The 18,553-nt window shown below is 36.5% G+C and carries 20 protein-coding genes and 1 pseudogene; 14 read left to right on the top strand and 7 right to left on the bottom strand.

What is annotated here, in order from left to right; all coding sequences use genetic code 11:
- Positions 1-71: 71 nt before the first annotated feature.
- Together F6K22_RS03755 and F6K22_RS03750 are read right to left on the bottom strand one after the other, a co-directional pair.
- Positions 72-293, bottom strand: a complete 222-nt coding sequence (locus tag F6K22_RS03755; protein ID WP_293093429.1) for a double zinc ribbon domain-containing protein — start codon at positions 291-293, stop codon at positions 72-74.
- The gene (locus F6K22_RS03750) at positions 193-531 is read right to left on the bottom strand and encodes a helix-turn-helix domain-containing protein (RefSeq protein ID WP_293093427.1); all 339 of its coding nucleotides are present in this window, start codon (positions 529-531) and stop codon (positions 193-195) included. Before F6K22_RS03750 ends, F6K22_RS03755 begins: the two co-directional genes overlap by 101 nt.
- A gap of 76 nt (positions 532-607) precedes the next feature.
- Here F6K22_RS03750 and F6K22_RS03745 point away from each other — a divergent pair, with 76 nt between their 5' ends.
- Entirely contained in the window at positions 608-1,501 is an 894-nt protein-coding gene (locus F6K22_RS03745) for a tyrosine-type recombinase/integrase (RefSeq protein WP_293093425.1), read from the top strand.
- 224 nt (positions 1,502-1,725) lie between these two features.
- On the opposite strand, the pseudogene F6K22_RS03740 reads toward F6K22_RS03745, so the two are convergent.
- Both F6K22_RS03740 and F6K22_RS03735 read right to left on the bottom strand, forming a co-directional pair.
- Positions 1,726-4,711, bottom strand: a pseudogene (locus F6K22_RS03740) (Tn3 family transposase).
- A 633-nt stretch (positions 4,712-5,344) separates the two neighbouring features.
- Positions 5,345-5,572, bottom strand: coding sequence for a hypothetical protein (locus F6K22_RS03735; protein ID WP_293093423.1), 228 nt, complete (start codon positions 5,570-5,572; stop codon positions 5,345-5,347).
- Between the two features lie 245 nt (positions 5,573-5,817).
- On the opposite strand from F6K22_RS03735, the gene F6K22_RS03730 reads away from it, so the two are divergent.
- The 5 genes from F6K22_RS03730 (at position 5,818) to F6K22_RS03710 (ending at position 8,449) form a co-directional block, all read left to right on the top strand.
- Complete coding sequence (locus F6K22_RS03730) at positions 5,818-6,132, top strand: hypothetical protein (RefSeq protein WP_293093421.1); 315 nt, start codon at positions 5,818-5,820, stop codon at positions 6,130-6,132.
- A gap of 187 nt (positions 6,133-6,319) precedes the next feature.
- Positions 6,320-6,586 carry a hypothetical protein gene (locus tag F6K22_RS03725; RefSeq protein WP_293093419.1) on the top strand — a complete coding sequence of 89 codons (267 nt, stop codon included), beginning with the start codon at positions 6,320-6,322 and terminating at the stop codon, positions 6,584-6,586.
- A 101-nt stretch (positions 6,587-6,687) separates the two neighbouring features.
- The gene (locus F6K22_RS03720; protein ID WP_293093417.1) at positions 6,688-6,894 is read left to right on the top strand and encodes a hypothetical protein; all 207 of its coding nucleotides are present in this window, start codon (positions 6,688-6,690) and stop codon (positions 6,892-6,894) included.
- Positions 6,894-7,304, top strand: coding sequence for a hypothetical protein (locus tag F6K22_RS03715; RefSeq protein WP_293093415.1), 411 nt, complete (start codon positions 6,894-6,896; stop codon positions 7,302-7,304). Before F6K22_RS03720 ends, F6K22_RS03715 begins: the two co-directional genes overlap by 1 nt.
- 443 nt (positions 7,305-7,747) lie before the next feature.
- Positions 7,748-8,449, top strand: a complete 702-nt coding sequence (locus tag F6K22_RS03710) for an alpha/beta hydrolase (RefSeq protein WP_293093413.1) — start codon at positions 7,748-7,750, stop codon at positions 8,447-8,449.
- A gap of 333 nt (positions 8,450-8,782) precedes the next feature.
- Here F6K22_RS03710 and F6K22_RS03705 read toward each other — a convergent pair whose 3' ends face one another.
- Entirely contained in the window at positions 8,783-9,853 is a 1,071-nt protein-coding gene (locus F6K22_RS03705; protein ID WP_293093411.1) for a hypothetical protein, read from the bottom strand.
- A 1,282-nt stretch (positions 9,854-11,135) separates the two neighbouring features.
- On the opposite strand from F6K22_RS03705, the gene F6K22_RS03700 reads away from it, so the two are divergent.
- On the top strand, positions 11,136-11,666 hold the full coding sequence (locus F6K22_RS03700; RefSeq protein WP_293093409.1) for a hypothetical protein: 531 nt from the start codon (positions 11,136-11,138) through the stop codon (positions 11,664-11,666).
- 93 nt (positions 11,667-11,759) lie between these two features.
- Here F6K22_RS03700 and F6K22_RS03695 read toward each other — a convergent pair whose 3' ends face one another.
- Positions 11,760-11,969 (bottom strand): hypothetical protein, encoded by a 210-nt coding sequence (locus tag F6K22_RS03695; RefSeq protein WP_293093407.1) that lies wholly within the window; start codon positions 11,967-11,969, stop codon positions 11,760-11,762.
- Between the two features lie 262 nt (positions 11,970-12,231).
- Between F6K22_RS03695 and F6K22_RS03690 the strand changes: the two genes are divergently transcribed.
- From F6K22_RS03690 to F6K22_RS03665, 6 genes are all read left to right on the top strand, one after another.
- Complete coding sequence (locus F6K22_RS03690) at positions 12,232-12,537, top strand: hypothetical protein (protein ID WP_293093405.1); 306 nt, start codon at positions 12,232-12,234, stop codon at positions 12,535-12,537.
- Between the two features lie 9 nt (positions 12,538-12,546).
- A complete protein-coding gene (locus tag F6K22_RS03685) occupies positions 12,547-12,738 on the top strand; it encodes a hypothetical protein (RefSeq protein ID WP_293093403.1) in 192 nt (63 codons plus the stop codon).
- Positions 12,739-12,754: 16 nt separating this feature from the next.
- Positions 12,755-13,054 carry a hypothetical protein gene (locus F6K22_RS03680; RefSeq protein ID WP_293093401.1) on the top strand — a complete coding sequence of 100 codons (300 nt, stop codon included), beginning with the start codon at positions 12,755-12,757 and terminating at the stop codon, positions 13,052-13,054.
- 186 nt (positions 13,055-13,240) lie between these two features.
- Positions 13,241-13,753 (top strand): hypothetical protein, encoded by a 513-nt coding sequence (locus F6K22_RS03675; protein WP_293093399.1) that lies wholly within the window; start codon positions 13,241-13,243, stop codon positions 13,751-13,753.
- A 77-nt stretch (positions 13,754-13,830) separates the two neighbouring features.
- A complete protein-coding gene (locus tag F6K22_RS03670; RefSeq protein ID WP_293093397.1) occupies positions 13,831-14,844 on the top strand; it encodes a phosphoadenosine phosphosulfate reductase domain-containing protein in 1,014 nt (337 codons plus the stop codon).
- A gap of 631 nt (positions 14,845-15,475) precedes the next feature.
- A complete protein-coding gene (locus tag F6K22_RS03665) occupies positions 15,476-15,952 on the top strand; it encodes a hypothetical protein (protein ID WP_293093395.1) in 477 nt (158 codons plus the stop codon).
- Positions 15,953-16,294: 342 nt separating this feature from the next.
- Here F6K22_RS03665 and F6K22_RS03660 read toward each other — a convergent pair whose 3' ends face one another.
- Entirely contained in the window at positions 16,295-17,215 is a 921-nt protein-coding gene (locus F6K22_RS03660) for an Rpn family recombination-promoting nuclease/putative transposase (RefSeq protein WP_293093393.1), read from the bottom strand.
- Positions 17,216-17,328: 113 nt separating this feature from the next.
- Here F6K22_RS03660 and F6K22_RS03655 point away from each other — a divergent pair, with 113 nt between their 5' ends.
- On the top strand, positions 17,329-18,003 hold the full coding sequence (locus tag F6K22_RS03655; RefSeq protein WP_293093391.1) for a Uma2 family endonuclease: 675 nt from the start codon (positions 17,329-17,331) through the stop codon (positions 18,001-18,003).
- Positions 18,004-18,553 lie beyond the last annotated feature (550 nt).

Raw genomic sequence — 18,553 nt, 5'->3', positions numbered from 1 at the left:
GCAGACGCAAATAATCCGGCTTCACTCAATCTGGATCTGTCTGTAGTCAAAGTCTTGCATATTTACCCTACTTATTTTTTTTTAGTATATGGAGTACCACAATGAGGACAAAATTTATGTTTAAAAGACATTAAAGGTTCCTGACATTTTTGACAAGAATTCAATAAATTATTGCCACAAATTAAACAATATTTAGCGCGAGAAAGAGTCCAAACTGGGTCTGGAGTTGTACCACATGCACCAACAATGAGGACAAAACTGTTTTTTCTGAACCCCTTCAACAGATGTTCCATTTAATACTGCTTCTAAATATTCTTCTGGGATATTTAAAGCAATAGCTAATCCTTTCTTGGTTTTACTATTTAAACGTTTAGTTAAACCTCTTTCTAACTTACCTAAACTTTGTAAATGAATACCAGCAGCTTCTGCCAACTCTTGCTGAGAGATATTAGCACTTTCCCTCAGTCTTCTCAGATATTCCCCCACCGTTTCTTCTGGTTTTGGGGTCTTTGATGAATCAATAATATACATAAAAGTTTAATAATAATCCTGTTTAATAGTCACCTACTAAGAAAAAGAAAAAGAAGAATATAATAACTCTTTTTGTGTGACTAAAACTTTAGCTCAAGTTACTACTAAATTTATTTATAGAGACAGCTTATCTAAATCTACCAAATTATCTTATGAAGTAACTTTAATGCCCTTACTAGAGAAATTTGGTAGTTACCCCATTGAAATTATTAATAGAAAACTAATTGAAGATTATCTAACCTCCTTAACTCATCTGTCTTATACAACTTGTAATCGTCATCAAACAATTATACAGTCTTTATTCAACTTTGCCGTAGAAAAAGCTTATATTAAAGTTAATCCGGCCACGGGGATACGACAACAAAAACCGAATCGCTCCAAAGGCGAACATCAGGATGATAGTGCAATTCGTTATTTAACCAATGAACAACTAGAAACTTTATATCAATTAGTGGAGCCGGATATTCGTCTACATACTATTGTGAGACTTCTGCATCGCACAGGTGCAAGAATTAGTGAATTATTGTCCTTAAATTTAGAGGATATAAACCGAGATAATTGTAAATTTCAAGTCGTAGGTAAAGGTAATAAAAAACGTTGGTGTTTTTATAGTAAAGATGCTGCTATTCTTTTAGAAAAGTATATCCAATATTATCGACACAAACCTCATAAAGCTCTATTTACAGCAAGACACCCATTAACTGAAATTGTCACCCGGTTATCCTACCATAGAGTTTATAGCTTATGGAGAGAAGTAACCAATCAAAGTCCTATATTAACAGGCGTAAGACTCCATGATTTACGTCATACCTTTGCCACTGAAAGAGTAGGTTTAATGGGTATTGAGGAACTGCGTGCCTTGATGGGTCATTCTCACATTCAAACTACTTTAAAGTATCAAAAAGTTACATCATTAAGAGCAGAACAAGTTGCTCAAAACGCTTTACAAATACTATTAAAAAATGACTGATAAGTATATATTTAATATATATTAATGCGACAAAATTTTCCCATAATAAAAGAGTATTAGTAATACTCTTTCTCTGAAAAGTGAGTGTTGAGCGCGTGTATCTACTATATGAAGATGGCTACAGGTCTTATGTCGTATAGGTTATAACCAAGTGCGTCTGCCCATTGTTCCCTCAAAAACTATTCACTCCACGTTGCAGAGTACCGTCAGGTCAATTATTATCTCTAGTTTCTGATCGCCACATTCTGTGGGCTTAATTGAGAAATCCTTTCTTTGAGGTCTAGCTTGAATGTACCATAAGGATTAACATGACTAAAAATCAAAGGTGTAATAGCCCGTAAATCTGTCTCTGTCAACTTTTTAGACCAATATGGCTCTGCCAATACACTCTGAATCATCAAGGTATTCACATATACCAAACAATTTTGTAATAAATGCAAAGATAATACTGATAATTCCTGAGTTTCTAAACGATTAGAAGCAAATTCACCTCCTTTACCATAGAAAATAAAATCATTCACTCCATTCCATCTTTCCACAACATTTAAACCTTCATTTATCTCCCTTCTTACCGCTTCTTCTTCAAGATATTCACACAAAAAAATTGTTTTAATAGCTCTTCCTAATCCTATTAAAGCTAAATAAGTTGGATGTTTGAAAGAATTTTTTCTAAAACGTTTTTAAATTGCTTCTGTTTCTGCCGTTCCTAATCTCAAGGCTATGGCATCTTTTACCATTTGGTCATACTGAGTCCGAATTAAATCCCAATTAATAGGACGGGTAAGAATTGGTTGTAAATTAGAATAAGCTTCAGGCTGGCCAACATGAGGACGATACAGCTTTTGTACCTTAATTCGCTTTAACCGTGGTATTAATTAAAATTCTAACAAATGGGTAAAAGCAAAAGCTATCTCACTTTGTCCGTGACTATCAACATAGTTTTTCTCAACTTCCATACTAGAACAATGACGTAAAACACCCTCAATCATTGCAGCAACTTCGCTTGAAGAACAAGTTTTTAGTTGGGAATAAATGCAGGCTGAGTTTTTCGATGGCGTGCCAATAAATCATTACTCCTCGACCTCTATAACGGAGGTGATATTGGTTCATTAAATTCTGTTCCCATGCTCCAAAATGTTTACTGTCACTGGCGCAAGTTGTGGTTCCCTCTCCCCAAATCTGCGGTAAACGAATCTCAAAGATACCATTAATAACTTCAGCAATGGCACTGCGTAATTGTTCTTTATGAATATAGCGACGGCGCACATAGAGTAAATCTTGATAGTTTTCGCCATTGATACCTGTATTAATGCGTTTCAATCCTGTATTTGTTCCCATGCCATAGAGACAAAGCAGTAATCTTTTTTGTAGCGTTTCTCTATCAATAATTTCCCGCGTTCCCATACTCTTGAAGTTCCGAGTAAAGTTTACCCTTAAATCTGTCTCTTTGAGAATGTCTAATAAGCTGGTTTGATGCAAAATGCGATTGATTTCTCCTTTTAGTTGTTTGAGGTTTAGAGGTTCATTTACTGGTGGAAATGGGCTAAGTCTAATTAAACCTTGATTTTTTCCGACAATATTAACATCTGGGTTATCAGGCATTCCTTTGTCTAATTTTTCTAAGGAGTCAACCATTTTTTGTTGTAGGTTACAGACAAAAGTTTCTACATTTTCTGGCAAGGTTAAAGCTTGATAATAAACTTGACGGTGTTGTTCAAAATCTGTGGGTAAATCTTCATCAGGATTTCGATAGCGATATGCTCCTGTTACCCAGATTTCTTTACAGGATAATCTTTCTCGAAGGGTTTGTAAAACACTAATTTCATAATTAATGCGGTTAATGCGTTCTTTTCCATCGGAGTCTTTTTCTAAAAGGATTTCTTTCCAACCACTTTTTAGCACTCCATCAATGGGTATGTTTTCTCCATTTTCATAGTATCTAGCTCTACTTTGAGCGTATTTCTTGAGTAGCTCTATTGCTTGAATTAAGGGGCGATGAATGTCGTTGTTGGAGTGAAATTCTAAGGTTTCTAGGAGTAGGGGAATCATCCGGCGGTAGTGGTTAGCAAAGGATGCACGGATGACGGTGTGAACTTTTTGACGATAAGCTATGCCTGTAGATTTATATTCTTTGACTAAATTTTGGAGGGTTTGTTGGGGTACTATTGGATAGATAACTTTTTCAATGACTCCAGTAGGTTGAGCTACTGCTACTTCTGCTATACGGAAGAGTATATTCTGTTTTCCTGTAACTTGCTTGAAGTCTTCTATTAGTTGAGTATGTATACGTTTTTCGGCTCTGACACTAATACGATGGATAATTTGAATGAGTAATTCTATTAGATTATCAGTAATTTCTTGACTACGTTGAATACAGAAAGCTGCCATTAGAGTGTAGCGAATAGCGGGGGGATGTTGGCGTAAAAGGTATGGGGTTTCTGTTGCTGCTCGTTGACGATAGGTTTTTACTAGCTTGGGTGAAATTCCGGTGAATAAATCAGTGGGTAAGCCTATTTTATGAATGAGTCTGAGCTTTTCTATTTCAGTTAAAAAACTCCCTAAACCTACTGGGCCTGGGTCAGTTTTGAGAAAAGCAAAATCTGATGTTTTAAATTTTTTTTGGTCGGTGTTATCTTCTTTTTCATCTGATTCTTCTGTGGTTAATAGTATATCAATTTGAGAGATTACTTTCTGGGATAGTTGAGAGAAATATGAATTACAAAAGCTAGTTTCATGTTGAGTTATGGCACTATGAATTAAACGCTCTATTCTTCCTGGTGTTGGAGGTTCGATTTGTAGTTCTTTCCATCTTTGATAGACTTGTTCAATCAAAGATTCAAATCTTTGCTCCGTTGGTAAGATTTGCTGAACCAACCATTCAGTCATTTGTTCTGAATCAGCAACTGTGGCTACTCTAAAATTAAATAAACGACGAATTTCAACTCGATGTGCTTTTGCTGAACGTCCTTGCCAATCGTAATCGGAGTATAAACTTTCAGATACATTAATTTGACGGGCTATGTAAGAGATAATAGTTTGAGGGATAGATGATTGAGAATCAGGGAAACGAGCAAAAAGTTGAAAAAGTTTCAATAATAGTGCAAAACCAATTTGATTTCCGCCTAATTTGTTTCTGACCAGTTTGAGTTCTTGGGGAACAAGTGTCCAATTTTCAATTAATTCTTCTTCTTCCCAATGTTGTTTGACCATCCAATTCTTCTCTACTCTTTACCGTTTCGATTCGTAAACATAGGAGAAAAGGTAGTTGTACCCTCATAAATTCATTATTATTGCAGATTTGGTGCATTTTCAAATGCTTATAAGCAATGCCAGCCAAACTTAATTAATAGACGAGGGTGGAAAGTCAATTTCATCTTTTGCGCTCAGACAGTTGCCAACACGCGGGTACGTTTTCTTTACAAAACTTTACAACGTTGCACCTGGTGACACGAACCTTCGATCTACGCCTAAATGTGGACGTTCTAGCTTTGATGTGCAAAAAAAGAGGGACCTAATTGATAATTCCTATATTGTGCGCGAGCATCGCGCTTTATAACGGAATGAGGCTCTAGGCCGCCTCAAACTCTGCCTGCACGAAAATTCACTACTTGCCGCCTGGTAAATTAATGCAAATAACCAAAGTTAACTCTGGCGGTGCAAGTAGTGACCGCTCCGCTATTTTGTGCTCAAATATAAGTAGAAAGTATAACTATTTGTCGAACTTTGAAACCAACAAATTCTGCTTTTTCGTAATCATTAAGTTGTCTATTATCAATAGAAATAGGTTCATACCAGCCAATTTTTTACAGTACCGAAATAGTATTAAAATCATATTTTCCAGACTCATTGATTTGCCATCTTTGCTCTTGCAGCATTGGTAATTGATTCTCTCAGAAAAGTAACTCTATCTTTTTGAGGTAGCCCCCTGATATATTCATCTACATCTACTTCCAACTTGACCGATACAGGTTTTTTTGCTAACTCTCCTAATGAACGATCGCTTATAGCTACTCTTTTAGTCTGATGAAATACTGAGTCTTTTGGTTTTTGGTTGCGATTACCTTTAGCCATAATACTTCTCCTATAAATTTTTACTCCATTATATCCGAATATCCTGGTATACTAGGATATATAAGCTGAAGTTATCATATATTCAGGTATACCAGGATAATTCTAATCGGTAAAGGGTTGTATTATCCTGGTATACCAGGATAATATATAGATATAGGAAAGGGAAAAACCAAAAGGGACACCACCAAAGCCCTGGAAAAGCCGATGATGTCCCGCCCCCCTACATCAGACATAGGAGAACTACAATGATAGCACAAATACAGAAAAAAAGGCCAGCCCCACCTCAACTGAAGCTAGTCGCACCACCCGTACAACCACCTCAAACTAACGATAACTGGCTATATGCAGGTACAGACGAAGCTTGGTTATATACAGACTACTCTCAAGCTCCTTACAACATTTGTACAGAAGCTGAAACTACAGCCTATAAACTCCCACAGTATGAAGAGGATTTAGACTGCTATGACTGGTCAACTCCTGTAACGACATCAGAGCAGATATGGCGAGAGGTAGAAGAGTTTAAAGCATCGGCATCACCCGATGATTTCGATGAGTTTTAGAAGGTGAGCCATGACGAGCATAGAGGTAGCGATCGCGTAAGCGGACTGGAAGTCTATCGCTGCTTCTATGGATCTGGGTAAACTATTCTACCCGGAGTACATACAAGACGAATTTTTCACAACTACATAGTTGATTGGTTAGAAGCCGTCATCGAAATTCAGTAATCTACACAAACAGGAGAGAATCATGCCAGCAGCAACTCAATCCATCAATTACTTTATAGGCAAAAAGCCATCACCAGAAGACCAGAAAATTCTAGATAAATTGGATGAAATCCTACCCAAACTTAATCAACAAGAAATTTTGGAAGCCATACACGACGTATCTTATGCAATGGCAGACCTCAAGGATAAATCAGAGTACAAACTCTTTGAAGAGTTGGGAGCAGACATAGAAGAAGATAGCAGCAACGTTGCCATTCTCAAAGCATTAGCAACATACCTATCCAAATAAGTCTACCAAGTAGGTGATGATGTAGTTGTATCAGCAGGGCATCATCACCGATAATTTGAGGTTGACTAACTATCAAAAAAGTATCTAAAATCAAGTAAAATATGTCCAACAAACCAAGGTATGATGAAGATGAAAATGTATCTCGTCACAGCGCAACTCACCCGAAAAAGTGTGCTGAAATGGCAAAGAAATATGGGTGGGAATTGAACCGTATTGAGAAGAATGAAAATGATTCAATTTTAAAGGTTGACTGTGTGTTTAACGGTAAGACTGAATTTCCTAAACATTATACAACAGAGGAGGAATAATGGCTAAATATATTATTTTTCAGGCTGATGAAGATGAACCTTTTTGGGAAGATAGAATGCTGCAACATACTCAAGCATTGACTGGAATGCTGCAAGAAGTATGGGATTATAGCGATAAAACTATTCCAGAACCAGGATATAGACCACTTGATTATGTGCAAGTCAAAGAAGATTATAATCCCGAAATTCATGCCCACAGCACTCACTATCGGCAAAGCAATTGGGAAGTAACAAGAGTAGAGGTTTATACTCCTGAAATCCCCGTCACAAAATTTGACCAAATAGTGATTTGTTATTGTAGATATAATCCTATTAATTCAGAACTTAAACTCATGCCAGGACGACAAATATCAAAAGAATCTTTTGATAATAAAGAGCAATATGAGGAGTGGTTAGCTACCAAACAATAGTATAATTTTCCGATAGCATTTGCTATCGGAAAGACACAATAACTCTAGATAATAAAACTAATTTTTTTTGAACAAATCAACTCAAATATACAGGACTTACGCAAGGACACTATATATATAGCGTTTTTGCATAAATCCTGACAATATAATTGAAAATTTATTCAATTTCCCTACGGGATGCTCCGCAAACGCCACTTTTGACCCATATTGTATCATGTCCGGATAATTAGTCAGGACTTACGCAAATTCTTAAACAACACGCTATCCCTGGGGGGCAAATTCCATTTGCCCTTACTAGATATGACGGTTCTGTGTAAGTCCAGTTAGTCATCAAAAAACTTTAAAAGATGAAATTTTCCCAAATGTTCCTGTTCCTAAGTTTGGCAGTAACCCTTGTCATCTCATCAGTATGGGTATCGTTCCTACCTAAAAAAGTTCAAGCTATGTCAACTTCTCAACGTCCTTACGCCGTTTTTGTCAACGGTTATGGCAACTGCTGTGCTTGGGGCATGAATGATGTTCAAAAATCTTTGCAAAATATGGGTGCTGAAATTCGCTATGTTTCTTGGGATAATTTTAAAGACGGCGGCCGTCAAAAAAATTATATCTCAAATGAGTGGCAATTTGTGAGAGACGCAGAATACTTTATCAATAATCAGCTAGACTCAAATCGACCGTTAATTTTAATCGGACATAGCTACGGTGGCGATGCTTTACTGAGTCTTGCACCTAGAATAAAAAGAAGAATTCTTTTTTTAGGGGTTATCGATCCAGTTGCGGCTGAGGGATTGAGAAAACCCATTAAAGATGGTAGAGTACCTCCAAATGTTGACTATTTCTTTAACAGGTGGCAAAGAAATCCACTTAATATAGATAACTTAGTGCCTTTTGATCGGTTTGTAAGTGGAGCGGTGCAGAATTGTCGCGCTCAAACTTGCGACCAACAACAACAGAATATTGCCAGAAGAGTAGATGGTTCCCCTATTAAAGTTGCTTGTAGCTCTTGGGATGTTGATTGTCCTGGATACGAACCCTGGCCTGGTGGTTCTAATGGTCACAAAAAGAAAGGTCTTTATCATAACCTGATGCCGACGGATGCTTACATTCAACGACAAATTATTGATCGCATACCTCAATTATTATAAATTGCCAGGGCAGAATGTGACCCCTAACTGCTAGTCAACTAACCGCTGAGGGTCTGACTCGTAACCTTCTACATCTACAACGATAATAGACTCTCCATATTTTTTCTTGATGTCAGCACAACCTACAGCAGGAGGGGGCGGATAAATGCAGATTTCTTTACCTGAAATAGTTGTAGGATACTGCGGTCAACATTCTGGAGAAGGGGATTGTGCTAGGAGGATTAGGAAAAATTCAATCATTTTAAAATGAAGCCTCAAAAAAAAAATCGGTTACATCTCTCAGGGTAGGGGAAGATGTAAACGATTTACTCAATATTTTTGTACTGAATTAGTTTACGAAACTTTTTCTAGTTTTTTATCTGCGGATTTTGAGGGCTTCAGTTTACGCTTGAGGGTTGAAGCTGCTCCAAGAGTACCCAAGGCAAAAATAGTGGTGGTCGAGGATGGTTCGGGAACTTTCTTCCCATCAACTGAAATTTCGCCTGTTGAAATAGCTGAGATAGTAAGATTATTAGATAAATCAAGAATATTACTATTGAAAGAAAGAAAGCTTGAGTTTCCGTTCTCTGTATAAGTTTGTAAGCCATCGAGATAAGGGGAGTCGATAAAGTTATTCACACTAATATTAGCAAGATCATACTGAAGCTCACTATCAAATTGTGGTTCTCCTCCTTCTCTAAACAAAAAACCATTTACTAAATCTGCTGTTAGTACGGGAACATCACCAACTAAATATTCAATTGTACTGTTAGATAAGAACCATCCTTGTTCTATATCAATTAATAAATTTGAAGTACCAATCGTTATTGTAGCTCCTTCTAATGGATCAGCTATGCTGTCAGAACCATCATTTAGTTTGAGAGTTGGACTTACACTCATGTTTCCAAAAGATAAAGTTTGATTTTCACTATCAAATGACACTTCAGCATCATTGCTTTGATCTCCACTCCAATGAGAAAGAGGATCTCTTTCATCATTTATAGGTTCAGGTGCATGCTCAATTGTTAAGTTAGTAGCAGTAAAGTCAATAAAGCTAAGACCTAGATTTCCAAGGGGAAATTTTCCAGATCCTTTCTCTTGATCACTATTACCGGAAAAGGTAAAATTAGCCAGCAGTTCTTCCATAAACCAAAACGTTACAGAGGTTACACCATCTTCTCCGGTCAATTTTCTTCCTCTAAAAATTGGAGCAGGACTTTCAGGAAATCCCTTAATTGTTCCTTCACCTGATTCTTTGTCAAATTCATAAGTAGCTTTTCCTTCTCTATTACCACCTAAAGTCTCTTCCCAATCGAACGAACCTATTACTTTGCCTGTCGGAGAATCTGCTAATGTGGGTTCTGAAGTATGTAAAACACCTAAAGCAGCTAATCCTACTGTAATCAATAAAGTTTTTTGAATCATAATAAAGAGTAAAAAGTCAGGTTTTAAAGGTAAAACATAGAATTTATAGAAAGTAAGGCTTTATTTACTTTACTAATCAATAACTATTTTCTTGTGACCTGACGAAGGTCAAATTTTAATTTAGTATCTCACAGTAATTCCACGGCGATCGCTCATTTTTCTGCTCACCTATCTGTTCAGTTTTTTATTAAATTGTTCACTTTTCTATAAAACTGCTCACTTTCTGTTCACTTTTTTATTCAGAACGTTCAAAACCAAAGAACCCGCGAAACTATGGCCAGCGTCTAAATCTTAGAGTGGGTAAGCTTCCTATCGTTATCTAGATTTGTTCAAAACATGAATAGAGAACCGAGGAATGTCCCTAAGCAGCCCTTCGAGTATTTATAAATGGGCCAACTAAATGTTTATCAAGAAATGTTAAGTCAAGGATTGATATCCCAGAGCGATCGCTCAAACTAAATGTGGACGTTCTAGCTTTGATGTGCAAAAAAAAGAGCGACCCAATTGGTAATTCCTATATCGTGCGCGAGCATCGCGCTTTATAACGGAATGAGACTCTAGGCCGTCTCAAACTCTGCCTGCACGAAAATTCACTACTTGCCGCTCGATAAATTAATAGCAAATAATCAAAGTTAACTGTGGCGGTGCAAGTAGTGACCGCTCCGCTATTTTGTGCTCAAATATGAATTTGTAATTTTTAATCCTTATACAGTTTGGCTTTCAAAGAAAATCCTGTTGATTTTTTTTCTTTGAGTTGTTACAGATAGATTCGAGAGTATACGAGCTATCAAAATTCAAAAGCTTTATATATTAGTATTTTTCTTGGGTATACAGCTCGGAAGCTGGATTACATATATGTGTATCAAGAGCAAAATTTTACAATGATATTTTCCGATAGCATTTGTTATCGAAAAAAGTCTAGGAGCTTGCCTCAACCATAGGTAGAAAGGGTAGCTCAGTAGTGGATTTTGATAAACCTGTGTCAGTGGTGAACTGCTAGACTTCTGATTGTGTCTATATTTTTGTTTTCCAATATCCTTTGTTTGTCAAGTTTTTCGATAGCATTTGCTATCGAAAAGGCGTAGTAACAAAAATTTGATATATGCTTCAGTTACCATAAAATCATTAGTTTTTTGTAGCGATTGCAAATAATTAATGGTAAAATAAAAAAATCTAGGAAGTGTTAGCGCACTTCCTAAACAATAAGACTGATTTACCTCATTGCTAAATATACAAGCTGTGACAGTGAGGTAAATCTATAAACCTTTAAAGTAATTTTACCATGAATGAAATAATCAGAGCAAAACGGGCAGTTGTTCGGTTTTGTCCCGGCATTGAAGTAGAAGGTTTCGAGCTGCCAGATAGCTCCTATCATGTATCAATCACAACAGCATCTAAAGCTATAGGATTTGCTTCAAACTGGCTTACCTTGACTTTAAAAAGAAGAGCTAAAGCTCTTAAAACTTTATCTGGATTAGGCTTCAGGAATAATATTTCAGACGTGCTAACCGTTTCAAAGACAGGAGATAAGTCTGCCAAGCTTATAAGTATAGGTGATTTTAGTAGTTGTATTTTATACGCAGCCTCTCAAGAAAAAAAAGAGGCCATAGCCTTAAACATGGCCTTAACTCAAATGTCCCTGACCGATTTTTTTAGAGATGCTTTTGGCGTGCGCCCATTAACAATAGAAGAAAAGCGCGTTGCTTTCTACAAAACCTATGCAGAATCTTTGTCTATAGAAGATTGGTTGGCAATGGATAGAGAAGATGCTCGAATTATACAAGAATCTTTGTTGTTTTTAAGCTCTAGTTGACCAGACTCAGGAAAATGACGGCGATCGCTAAATCTATGTGGGCATTCTAGCTTAAATGTGCAAAAAGCTTCCCAGTAAATAAGTGCTACACCGTTAATCACTCTGCGTATTTGATTCCATTTCAGCTAATGCAGCAGCAACTAAGACTTCCCTCATCCATTCCGATCTATTTGGCTTGTTTCTAATATAGTTGTCTATACTTTTTGGTAATTTGACACACAGAGCTGTCTCACCCATCGGTTCTTCACCGGGTTCCAGCTCTGTAATCCATTGCCCTCGTTCATTTTGATATTTCTTCACCATTGCCTGCAACCTCGCGATACACAACTAATTAATTTAATAACACAATACCTTTATCTCCGAAGTATATATCGGATTAGTCTTGCTTATATAATCCTGTTTGTGTATAGCTAATACTCATTGGACAAGGGTTGTGCCCGAAGTATATATCGGTTATTATATAGATATAGAGGAAAGGAAAGAGCCTCTATGAAACTCAAAAGGGACACCACTCAGACCCGTCAAAGTTGATGTGATGTCCCGCCCCTAAACTAGGAGATACTATATGTTAGCACAACAAATCCCCACAACTACTACTACAGCTACAATTACTTCTACAGTTCCTTCTACTTCTCAAAACAATAACTGGCTATATGCCGGGACTGATGAAGCTTGGTTGTATACAGACTACTCTCAAGCTCCTTACAACATTTGTATAGAAGCAGAAACTACTGCATATAAGTTTCCAGACTATGAGGAGGATTGGGGTTGTTATGATTACTCAACTCCTGCAAAAACACCGGAGCAAATCTTGCGAGAGGTAGAAGAGTTCAAGGCTTCTGCATCACCCGATGATTACGATGAGTTTTAGGTACTTGGAATGACTAGCATAGAGGTAGCGATCGCTGCTTCTATGGAACTGGGTAGAATAGTTTACCCAGAGTACATAGAGGCAGCCGTGAGAGTAGGTGATGATGTTGCGATACTGACACCCGACGCTATCATCACCTTACCGATACAAACATTTCATAACTACATCACAGATTGGCTAGAAGCTATCTGTAGCCTGTAATACTCTACAAAAAAAAATGATTAAACTTAGCGACACATTTAGTATCAATCCTCCTCAAGTTGGCTTCACAAAATTCTTCTATTATGCTGAACCAGACTGTGGTTATACGTTAGAAGAGTGGGAGGCATATATAGATTCTCAAATGGAAGATGCGGATAACGAGGGTACATCTTCTTACTTAGTCGGCCTGGATAACCTAGAAAATGACGATGATTGTTGTATCCATCTAGGTATAGACGGCAAAGTATATATAATATGGCTCCCAAAGGGTAAGGCCGAGAAATTAGAAAAACTCCTTGAGATTCAGGAGTTGTAAGAATCCCATTACATTATCAGGACTTACGCAAGAACAGTTTACCCAGGATAAATAGAGGTAGTCGTGGTGATATACACCCGACGCTATCATCACTCTACCAAGACAAACATTTCCTAACTACATACTTTACTGGTTGGACGCGTTCATCGAAGTCCAACCTATATCAAATCTTACAAATATAAAACAATGACCAACTTAACTTACAGAGAATTACAAGAGAAAGTGTATACAGGTAAGCGATACACTGCAGTTATTAAACTTGATTCCATTCAGTTTCACGAAACTAAATATTTAGAGGATAATAGAAGCGCACCTTTTTGGCGAGTTTTTGATATAAAGCTTATCAACTTTATCAAAGATTTGCTAATAGAAACCAATATTGACTTAGTAGTCTGTAGATTATACATTATTTTAGGAGATGCTTATTTTAACCTACCTTGGGAATTAATTGAAGGTTATGGTAGGTATGAAATTGATTTACGCAAAAAACCATTTAAACAGTTTATAAATGCTATCTATAAAGCTTCCGAGGATAGCAATAATTTATTAATGAAACAACAGAGTAATAAAGATACTTTTTTTCATGTTATAAATTCAGTTTGTGAATACCGTCCTACAGGATTGTATTTCAAGAGAGATTTAGTTGTATCGCTCAAGAAAAAATGGGAGCAGGAGTTAGATATTATAGGAGTCGAGTAAAAAAAGCGATCGTGAACTACTCAGCGTGCTAGCTGCCCATCAAATGGGTGCGGTCGCATTACCTTTTTTTTATAACCATGCAACTTAGCTTATTCGACACTGCTGATTACAGTACATCCATCAACAGTGACTACAAAAACTATAAAAACTATGATTACATCATCCTCGCCTTTAGTGGCGGTAAAGATTCTCTAGCTTGCTTATTACAGCTACTAGAGTTGGGATGTCCGAAAGAAAAAATAGAATTATGGCATCATGACGTAGATGCAGCCATTGAAGGCCACCCTCACTTTATGGATTGGCCGTGTACTCGGAGCTATTGTGAGGCAGTAGCTAAGTATTTTGAGATCCCCCTCTACTGCTCCTGGCGATCGGGGGGATTTAAACGGGAGATGTTGCGCGACAATACCCCCACTGCTTCAGTAAAATTTCAAACCCCAGACGGGCAAACAATAGAGACTGGGGGAAATAGTAATAAACTCGGAACTAGGAGAAAGTTTCCACAGCAGTCGGGAAATTTATCCACCCGGTGGTGCAGCTCCTACCTAAAAATCGCTGTGAGCGATGTAGCGATCGCTCATCAGGATAGATTTAAAGGTAAATCCACTTTATTTATAAGTGGAGAGAGGGCGGAAGAGTCCCCTGCTAGAGCTAAATACAAGTATCTAGAGCCACACCGGAAAAATACAAAATCTAGGCAGATAATTCACTGGAGGCCCGTGCATCAGTGGAGTACGCTGGAAGTGTGGCAGATAATCTCCAAACATGGTATTGTGCCACATCCCGCTTATTGGTGGGGTTTTGGCAGAACAAGTTGCCGAACTTGTATCTTTCTTAATGATGTAGATTGGGCTACACTATACCGTTACTCCCCATCCACAGTTGGTAGAATTAGCTCTTTTGAACAAGAATTTCAGCTTGCTATATCCAGGAATAAAAGATATCTCCAACAGCGCATTCAAGAATCTACTGCTAGAGTGGTCGATCCTCTGTGGATAAAACAAAGCGAATATTTTGATCTACCCCTATATACATCAGACTGGCAGTTTCCACCAGGGGCATACGGAGACCAGGGTAGCGGAAGTTGGTGAGGCGGGGCGGTTGGGGCGCTAATGCTAAAAGTTTTGCCTGGATTGTGTTCAATTTTGGTTGTTACAGATAAATTTGAGATTATACGAGATATTTATTTCTGGAAAGCTTACATATCAATTTTTTTTTTTTGATTTACAGCTCAGAAGCTTGATTGCATATATGTGTATCAATAAAAAAAATCTTACATGATATTTTTCGATAGCATACTCTATCGGAAAATATGTAGGAGCTTACATCAACAGCAGGTATAAAAGGCAATTCAGTAGTGGATTTTTGATAAACCTGTGTAAGTGGTGAACCGCTATACTTCTGATTGTGTCTATATTTTTGTTTTCCAATACTCTTTGTTTGTCAAGTTTTCCGATAGCATTTGCTACCGGAAAGGCATAGTGAAAAATTGTAAATCAATCATTTTTATCATCTAATTTTTGATATTATTGGTTATATTAGATGGATAAAGTTTGACATTAATATACTTTGATAAATAGGTAGATTTCAAGAAAAAGATTCCCAGACAACTAATTCCCATATTTTAAGTATTTCTACTCATTACTATTCAAAAGCTTAACGGCAGAAGCTTCCACCATTTAGATGCATTTGCCCTGGTCTAAACTCCAGTAATTACTAATTATGCAAATTTATACAAAATTAATAAACTTTTTCAAAAGTATTTTAGTAATGCCAGTAGTCATATCTACTATTATATTTTTAATCTTTATAGTATTCTTAATTGCAATTTTTAGAACTATAAAACTGTACAAATTTTATGATAAATTAATTGATGTTTATCAATGGTTCAGTGGTAATTTTTTCACCTTTTTATTATTATTGTGTCCCGTTGATGGACTTGAAGATGACATACATTATGAAGCGAGTTTAATAGTTAGCAAAAATATAATATTGTTTTTATTTGTCATAATTGTAAAACATTCGATATCAGCTATATATAACTTAGTTTATAACTTTGAAGATAACTATAAACTATATATAGAATCAAATGTATGGGAGATTTCTCAAGACTATTTATTAGGTGTATTATTTATGTCAATAGGATTTACTTTAGGAAAAAAAATTGTTGATTTCGTATATAAAATCTTATTAGAGTGACATACTCCGGGCACTGAGACTAGCAGAGCGTGTGGGCTACGAGCGCGACTCTACTATGTAGACAGAAACTGAGCTAACAAGGAATGCCCTTCCTTTTCAGTAATATAGGTTGGACTTCTTTAAAAAAGCGCGTGGTTTTCTGTAAATTTGCTACCGATACCCTTATAAGAAGAGGTAATTATTAATTATTACAGCGCTTTTCATGATTAGTAGACCACAAAACTATTTGGGGCGCTTAGAGTAGGGAGTAGGGAGTAGGGAGTAGGGAGTAGAAAAATACTTTTGAGTTGCCCATACTAACTGTAGTATATCTATGTGAAAAGCGCTATAAATGTTAATTATTTACTCCTCTCTTTCTCTTTGACTATCTAACCAATTTTCTACATCTGCAATAGTTTTCATATCAAAAATTTCCTCCCCTAAAATATCTAATTTTGCCAAAGATAATTGTTGAATTTGACTCTCAACTTTTGGAGAAATTTCTCCCAATAATCGCCGAATTAGACGCAATATTTGTTTAACTGCTTCCTCAATTTTTCCTTCTTCTTTAGCTTCCTGTTTAGCTAAACTAATCTCACCTTTCCTATCCCCAATAAATACTTCTTGTTTATGTAACTCCTCTAATTCTTCATTACTTAGATTAGCTCGGTTAGCAATATTAAAAGCTGCTTCGATTTCTGCTACTTCTCCAAGAGAATCAGGAATTACTTCTAAGTTAGGAGCAGATTTAAGGAAATAAATCCATTTATCACTCTCAGTTTCTAACTCTGATAATTCCTTGTTAAATTTAGGTAATTCTAAAAATATTAGTCTTAACTCATCTCGATAGTTAAATGAATCTTTCTCCTCCTTGAATCTAAATTTGTTAATCATTCTTTTTGCTTCTTTAAATAGCACAAAATCTGTAATAGTTAAAGCAATAAAAGGTTTTAAAGTTCGATATCCTTCTCCAGTATCTAACTGATTACCATAAGCTTTAGCTAAGTTATAAATTACTCTTTTTTCAAATGCTTCAACATTCAATACCTGCATCTCAATTATGACTGTAGAGCCATTATCTAACACGGCTCTAACATCTAGATAAGTATCCTTAAGAGTTTGAGTAACTCCTGGATTATAGGGGTCAATTATTTCCAGAGATTGTATAGTATGATGATTGTCATAAACTATAGCATTGAGAAAACTAATTAATATTTGTTTACTGCGGTTTGAACCGAAGATTTTTTTAAAGGCAAAGTCGGTTTTCGGACTGATAAATCTCATAGTTATATTGTTTATAAATAAAGGAACGAATCTTTAATTCGTAGTTGGACTTTAGACGCATTATTAGAAATAGCCTAAAATATACTCAGATATTTACTTTTTTCAATTGTCTCATGTCTACTGTGCAAAAAACTGTTGAAAATTTAGAGATTTCTCAAACAATTGCTGAAGATGTTATCTTTCCTCCAAGCGATCTATATAGTAACGAACCTCCCGTGGAAACTGAACTACACCTAAGACAAATTATATTATTACTAACTTGTTTAGAATGGCTGTGGCGCGACCGCAACGACTTCTATGCAGCGGGTAATCTTACAATTTATTATAGTCCTAGCCAAAGCAAATCCAAAGATTTCCGAGGCCCTGATTTTTTTGTAGTTTTAGGAACAGAACAGAAAAGCCGTAAAAGTTGGGTCGTTTGGGAGGAGAAAGGAAAATATCCGAATGTCATTGTTGAAATTCTCTCGAAAAAAACGGCTGATACAGATAAAGGTTTAAAAAAGAAAATCTATCAAGATACTTTTCGTACACCCGACTACTTCTGGTTTGATCCTTACACTCTAGAGTTGGCTGGATTTCACCTTGTTGATGGAATGTATCAAGCCATAGAACCCAATGAAAAAGGATATTTATGGAGCCAGCAATTACAATTATATTTGGGGTGTTACCAAGAAAAACTTCGCTTTTTTACTCCTGAAGAAAAGTTGGTAAACACACCAGAAGAACGAGCAGAAAAATTGGCAGCAAAATTAAGAGAGTTAAATATCGATCCAGATACAATTGAATGAACTGATTAAGTACTACATTTTCCGATAGCAAATGCTATCGGAAAGAATCACTAACATAAATTATAAATGGTACAGTTTCAACCGAAATCTGTTTGCTGAACCAACAGCTACTCCAACAGAACTTACGCAACGGCACTAATTGTAGTGGTTACATTCGCAATAATAACCAAATTATACACTATATGTAGCAGTGCTGCGTAAGCCCTGATTCTGTTAAGTTCAAACTAAATGTGGACGTTCTAGCTTTGATGTGCAAAAAAAAGAGCGACCCAATTGATAATTCCTATATTGTGCGCGAGCATCGCGCTTTATAACGGAATGAGGCTCTAGGCCGCCTCAAACTCTGCCTGCACGAAAATTAACTACTTGCCGCTTGATAAATTAATAGCAAATGATCAAAGTGAACTGTGGCGGTGCAAGTAGTTGTAACGGCTTGCAAACAAAAACGCCTCGGCTCGCAAACAAGGCAATTTTCAGCTCACATTAATTGCAAATAAAAATAGGTTTCAGCTCACATTAACTGCAAATCAGCTCAAATTATTTGCAAATA

This window comes from Okeania sp. SIO2F4 (assembly GCF_010672385.1).
Taxonomy (GTDB): Bacteria; Cyanobacteriota; Cyanobacteriia; order Cyanobacteriales; family Microcoleaceae; genus Trichodesmium.
Note: the sequence above shows the minus strand (reverse complement) of the source record. Positions and strands in the feature narration are given on the sequence as shown.

Excerpts from the sequence above, each read along its gene's own strand:
- F6K22_RS03680 (WP_293093401.1), top strand. The coding sequence starts at position 12,755 with ATGATTAAACTTAGCGACACATTTAGTATCAATCCTCCTCAAGTTGGC.
- F6K22_RS03755 (WP_293093429.1), bottom strand. The coding sequence starts at position 293 with ATGGAACATCTGTTGAAGGGGTTCAGAAAAAACAGTTTTGTCCTCATT.
- F6K22_RS03670 (WP_293093397.1), top strand. The coding sequence starts at position 13,831 with ATGCAACTTAGCTTATTCGACACTGCTGATTACAGTACATCCATCAAC.
- F6K22_RS03675 (WP_293093399.1), top strand. The coding sequence starts at position 13,241 with ATGACCAACTTAACTTACAGAGAATTACAAGAGAAAGTGTATACAGGT.
- F6K22_RS03735 (WP_293093423.1), bottom strand. The coding sequence starts at position 5,572 with ATGGCTAAAGGTAATCGCAACCAAAAACCAAAAGACTCAGTATTTCAT.
- F6K22_RS03660 (WP_293093393.1), bottom strand. The coding sequence starts at position 17,215 with ATGAGATTTATCAGTCCGAAAACCGACTTTGCCTTTAAAAAAATCTTC.
- F6K22_RS03690 (WP_293093405.1), top strand. The coding sequence starts at position 12,232 with ATGTTAGCACAACAAATCCCCACAACTACTACTACAGCTACAATTACT.
- F6K22_RS03720 (WP_293093417.1), top strand. The coding sequence starts at position 6,688 with ATGTCCAACAAACCAAGGTATGATGAAGATGAAAATGTATCTCGTCAC.
- F6K22_RS03725 (WP_293093419.1), top strand. The coding sequence starts at position 6,320 with ATGCCAGCAGCAACTCAATCCATCAATTACTTTATAGGCAAAAAGCCA.
- F6K22_RS03655 (WP_293093391.1), top strand. The coding sequence starts at position 17,329 with ATGTCTACTGTGCAAAAAACTGTTGAAAATTTAGAGATTTCTCAAACA.
- F6K22_RS03700 (WP_293093409.1), top strand. The coding sequence starts at position 11,136 with ATGAATGAAATAATCAGAGCAAAACGGGCAGTTGTTCGGTTTTGTCCC.
- F6K22_RS03695 (WP_293093407.1), bottom strand. The coding sequence starts at position 11,969 with ATGGTGAAGAAATATCAAAATGAACGAGGGCAATGGATTACAGAGCTG.
- F6K22_RS03705 (WP_293093411.1), bottom strand. The coding sequence starts at position 9,853 with ATGATTCAAAAAACTTTATTGATTACAGTAGGATTAGCTGCTTTAGGT.
- F6K22_RS03730 (WP_293093421.1), top strand. The coding sequence starts at position 5,818 with ATGATAGCACAAATACAGAAAAAAAGGCCAGCCCCACCTCAACTGAAG.
- F6K22_RS03665 (WP_293093395.1), top strand. The coding sequence starts at position 15,476 with ATGCAAATTTATACAAAATTAATAAACTTTTTCAAAAGTATTTTAGTA.
- F6K22_RS03750 (WP_293093427.1), bottom strand. The coding sequence starts at position 531 with ATGTATATTATTGATTCATCAAAGACCCCAAAACCAGAAGAAACGGTG.
- F6K22_RS03715 (WP_293093415.1), top strand. The coding sequence starts at position 6,894 with ATGGCTAAATATATTATTTTTCAGGCTGATGAAGATGAACCTTTTTGG.
- F6K22_RS03685 (WP_293093403.1), top strand. The coding sequence starts at position 12,547 with ATGACTAGCATAGAGGTAGCGATCGCTGCTTCTATGGAACTGGGTAGA.
- F6K22_RS03710 (WP_293093413.1), top strand. The coding sequence starts at position 7,748 with ATGTCAACTTCTCAACGTCCTTACGCCGTTTTTGTCAACGGTTATGGC.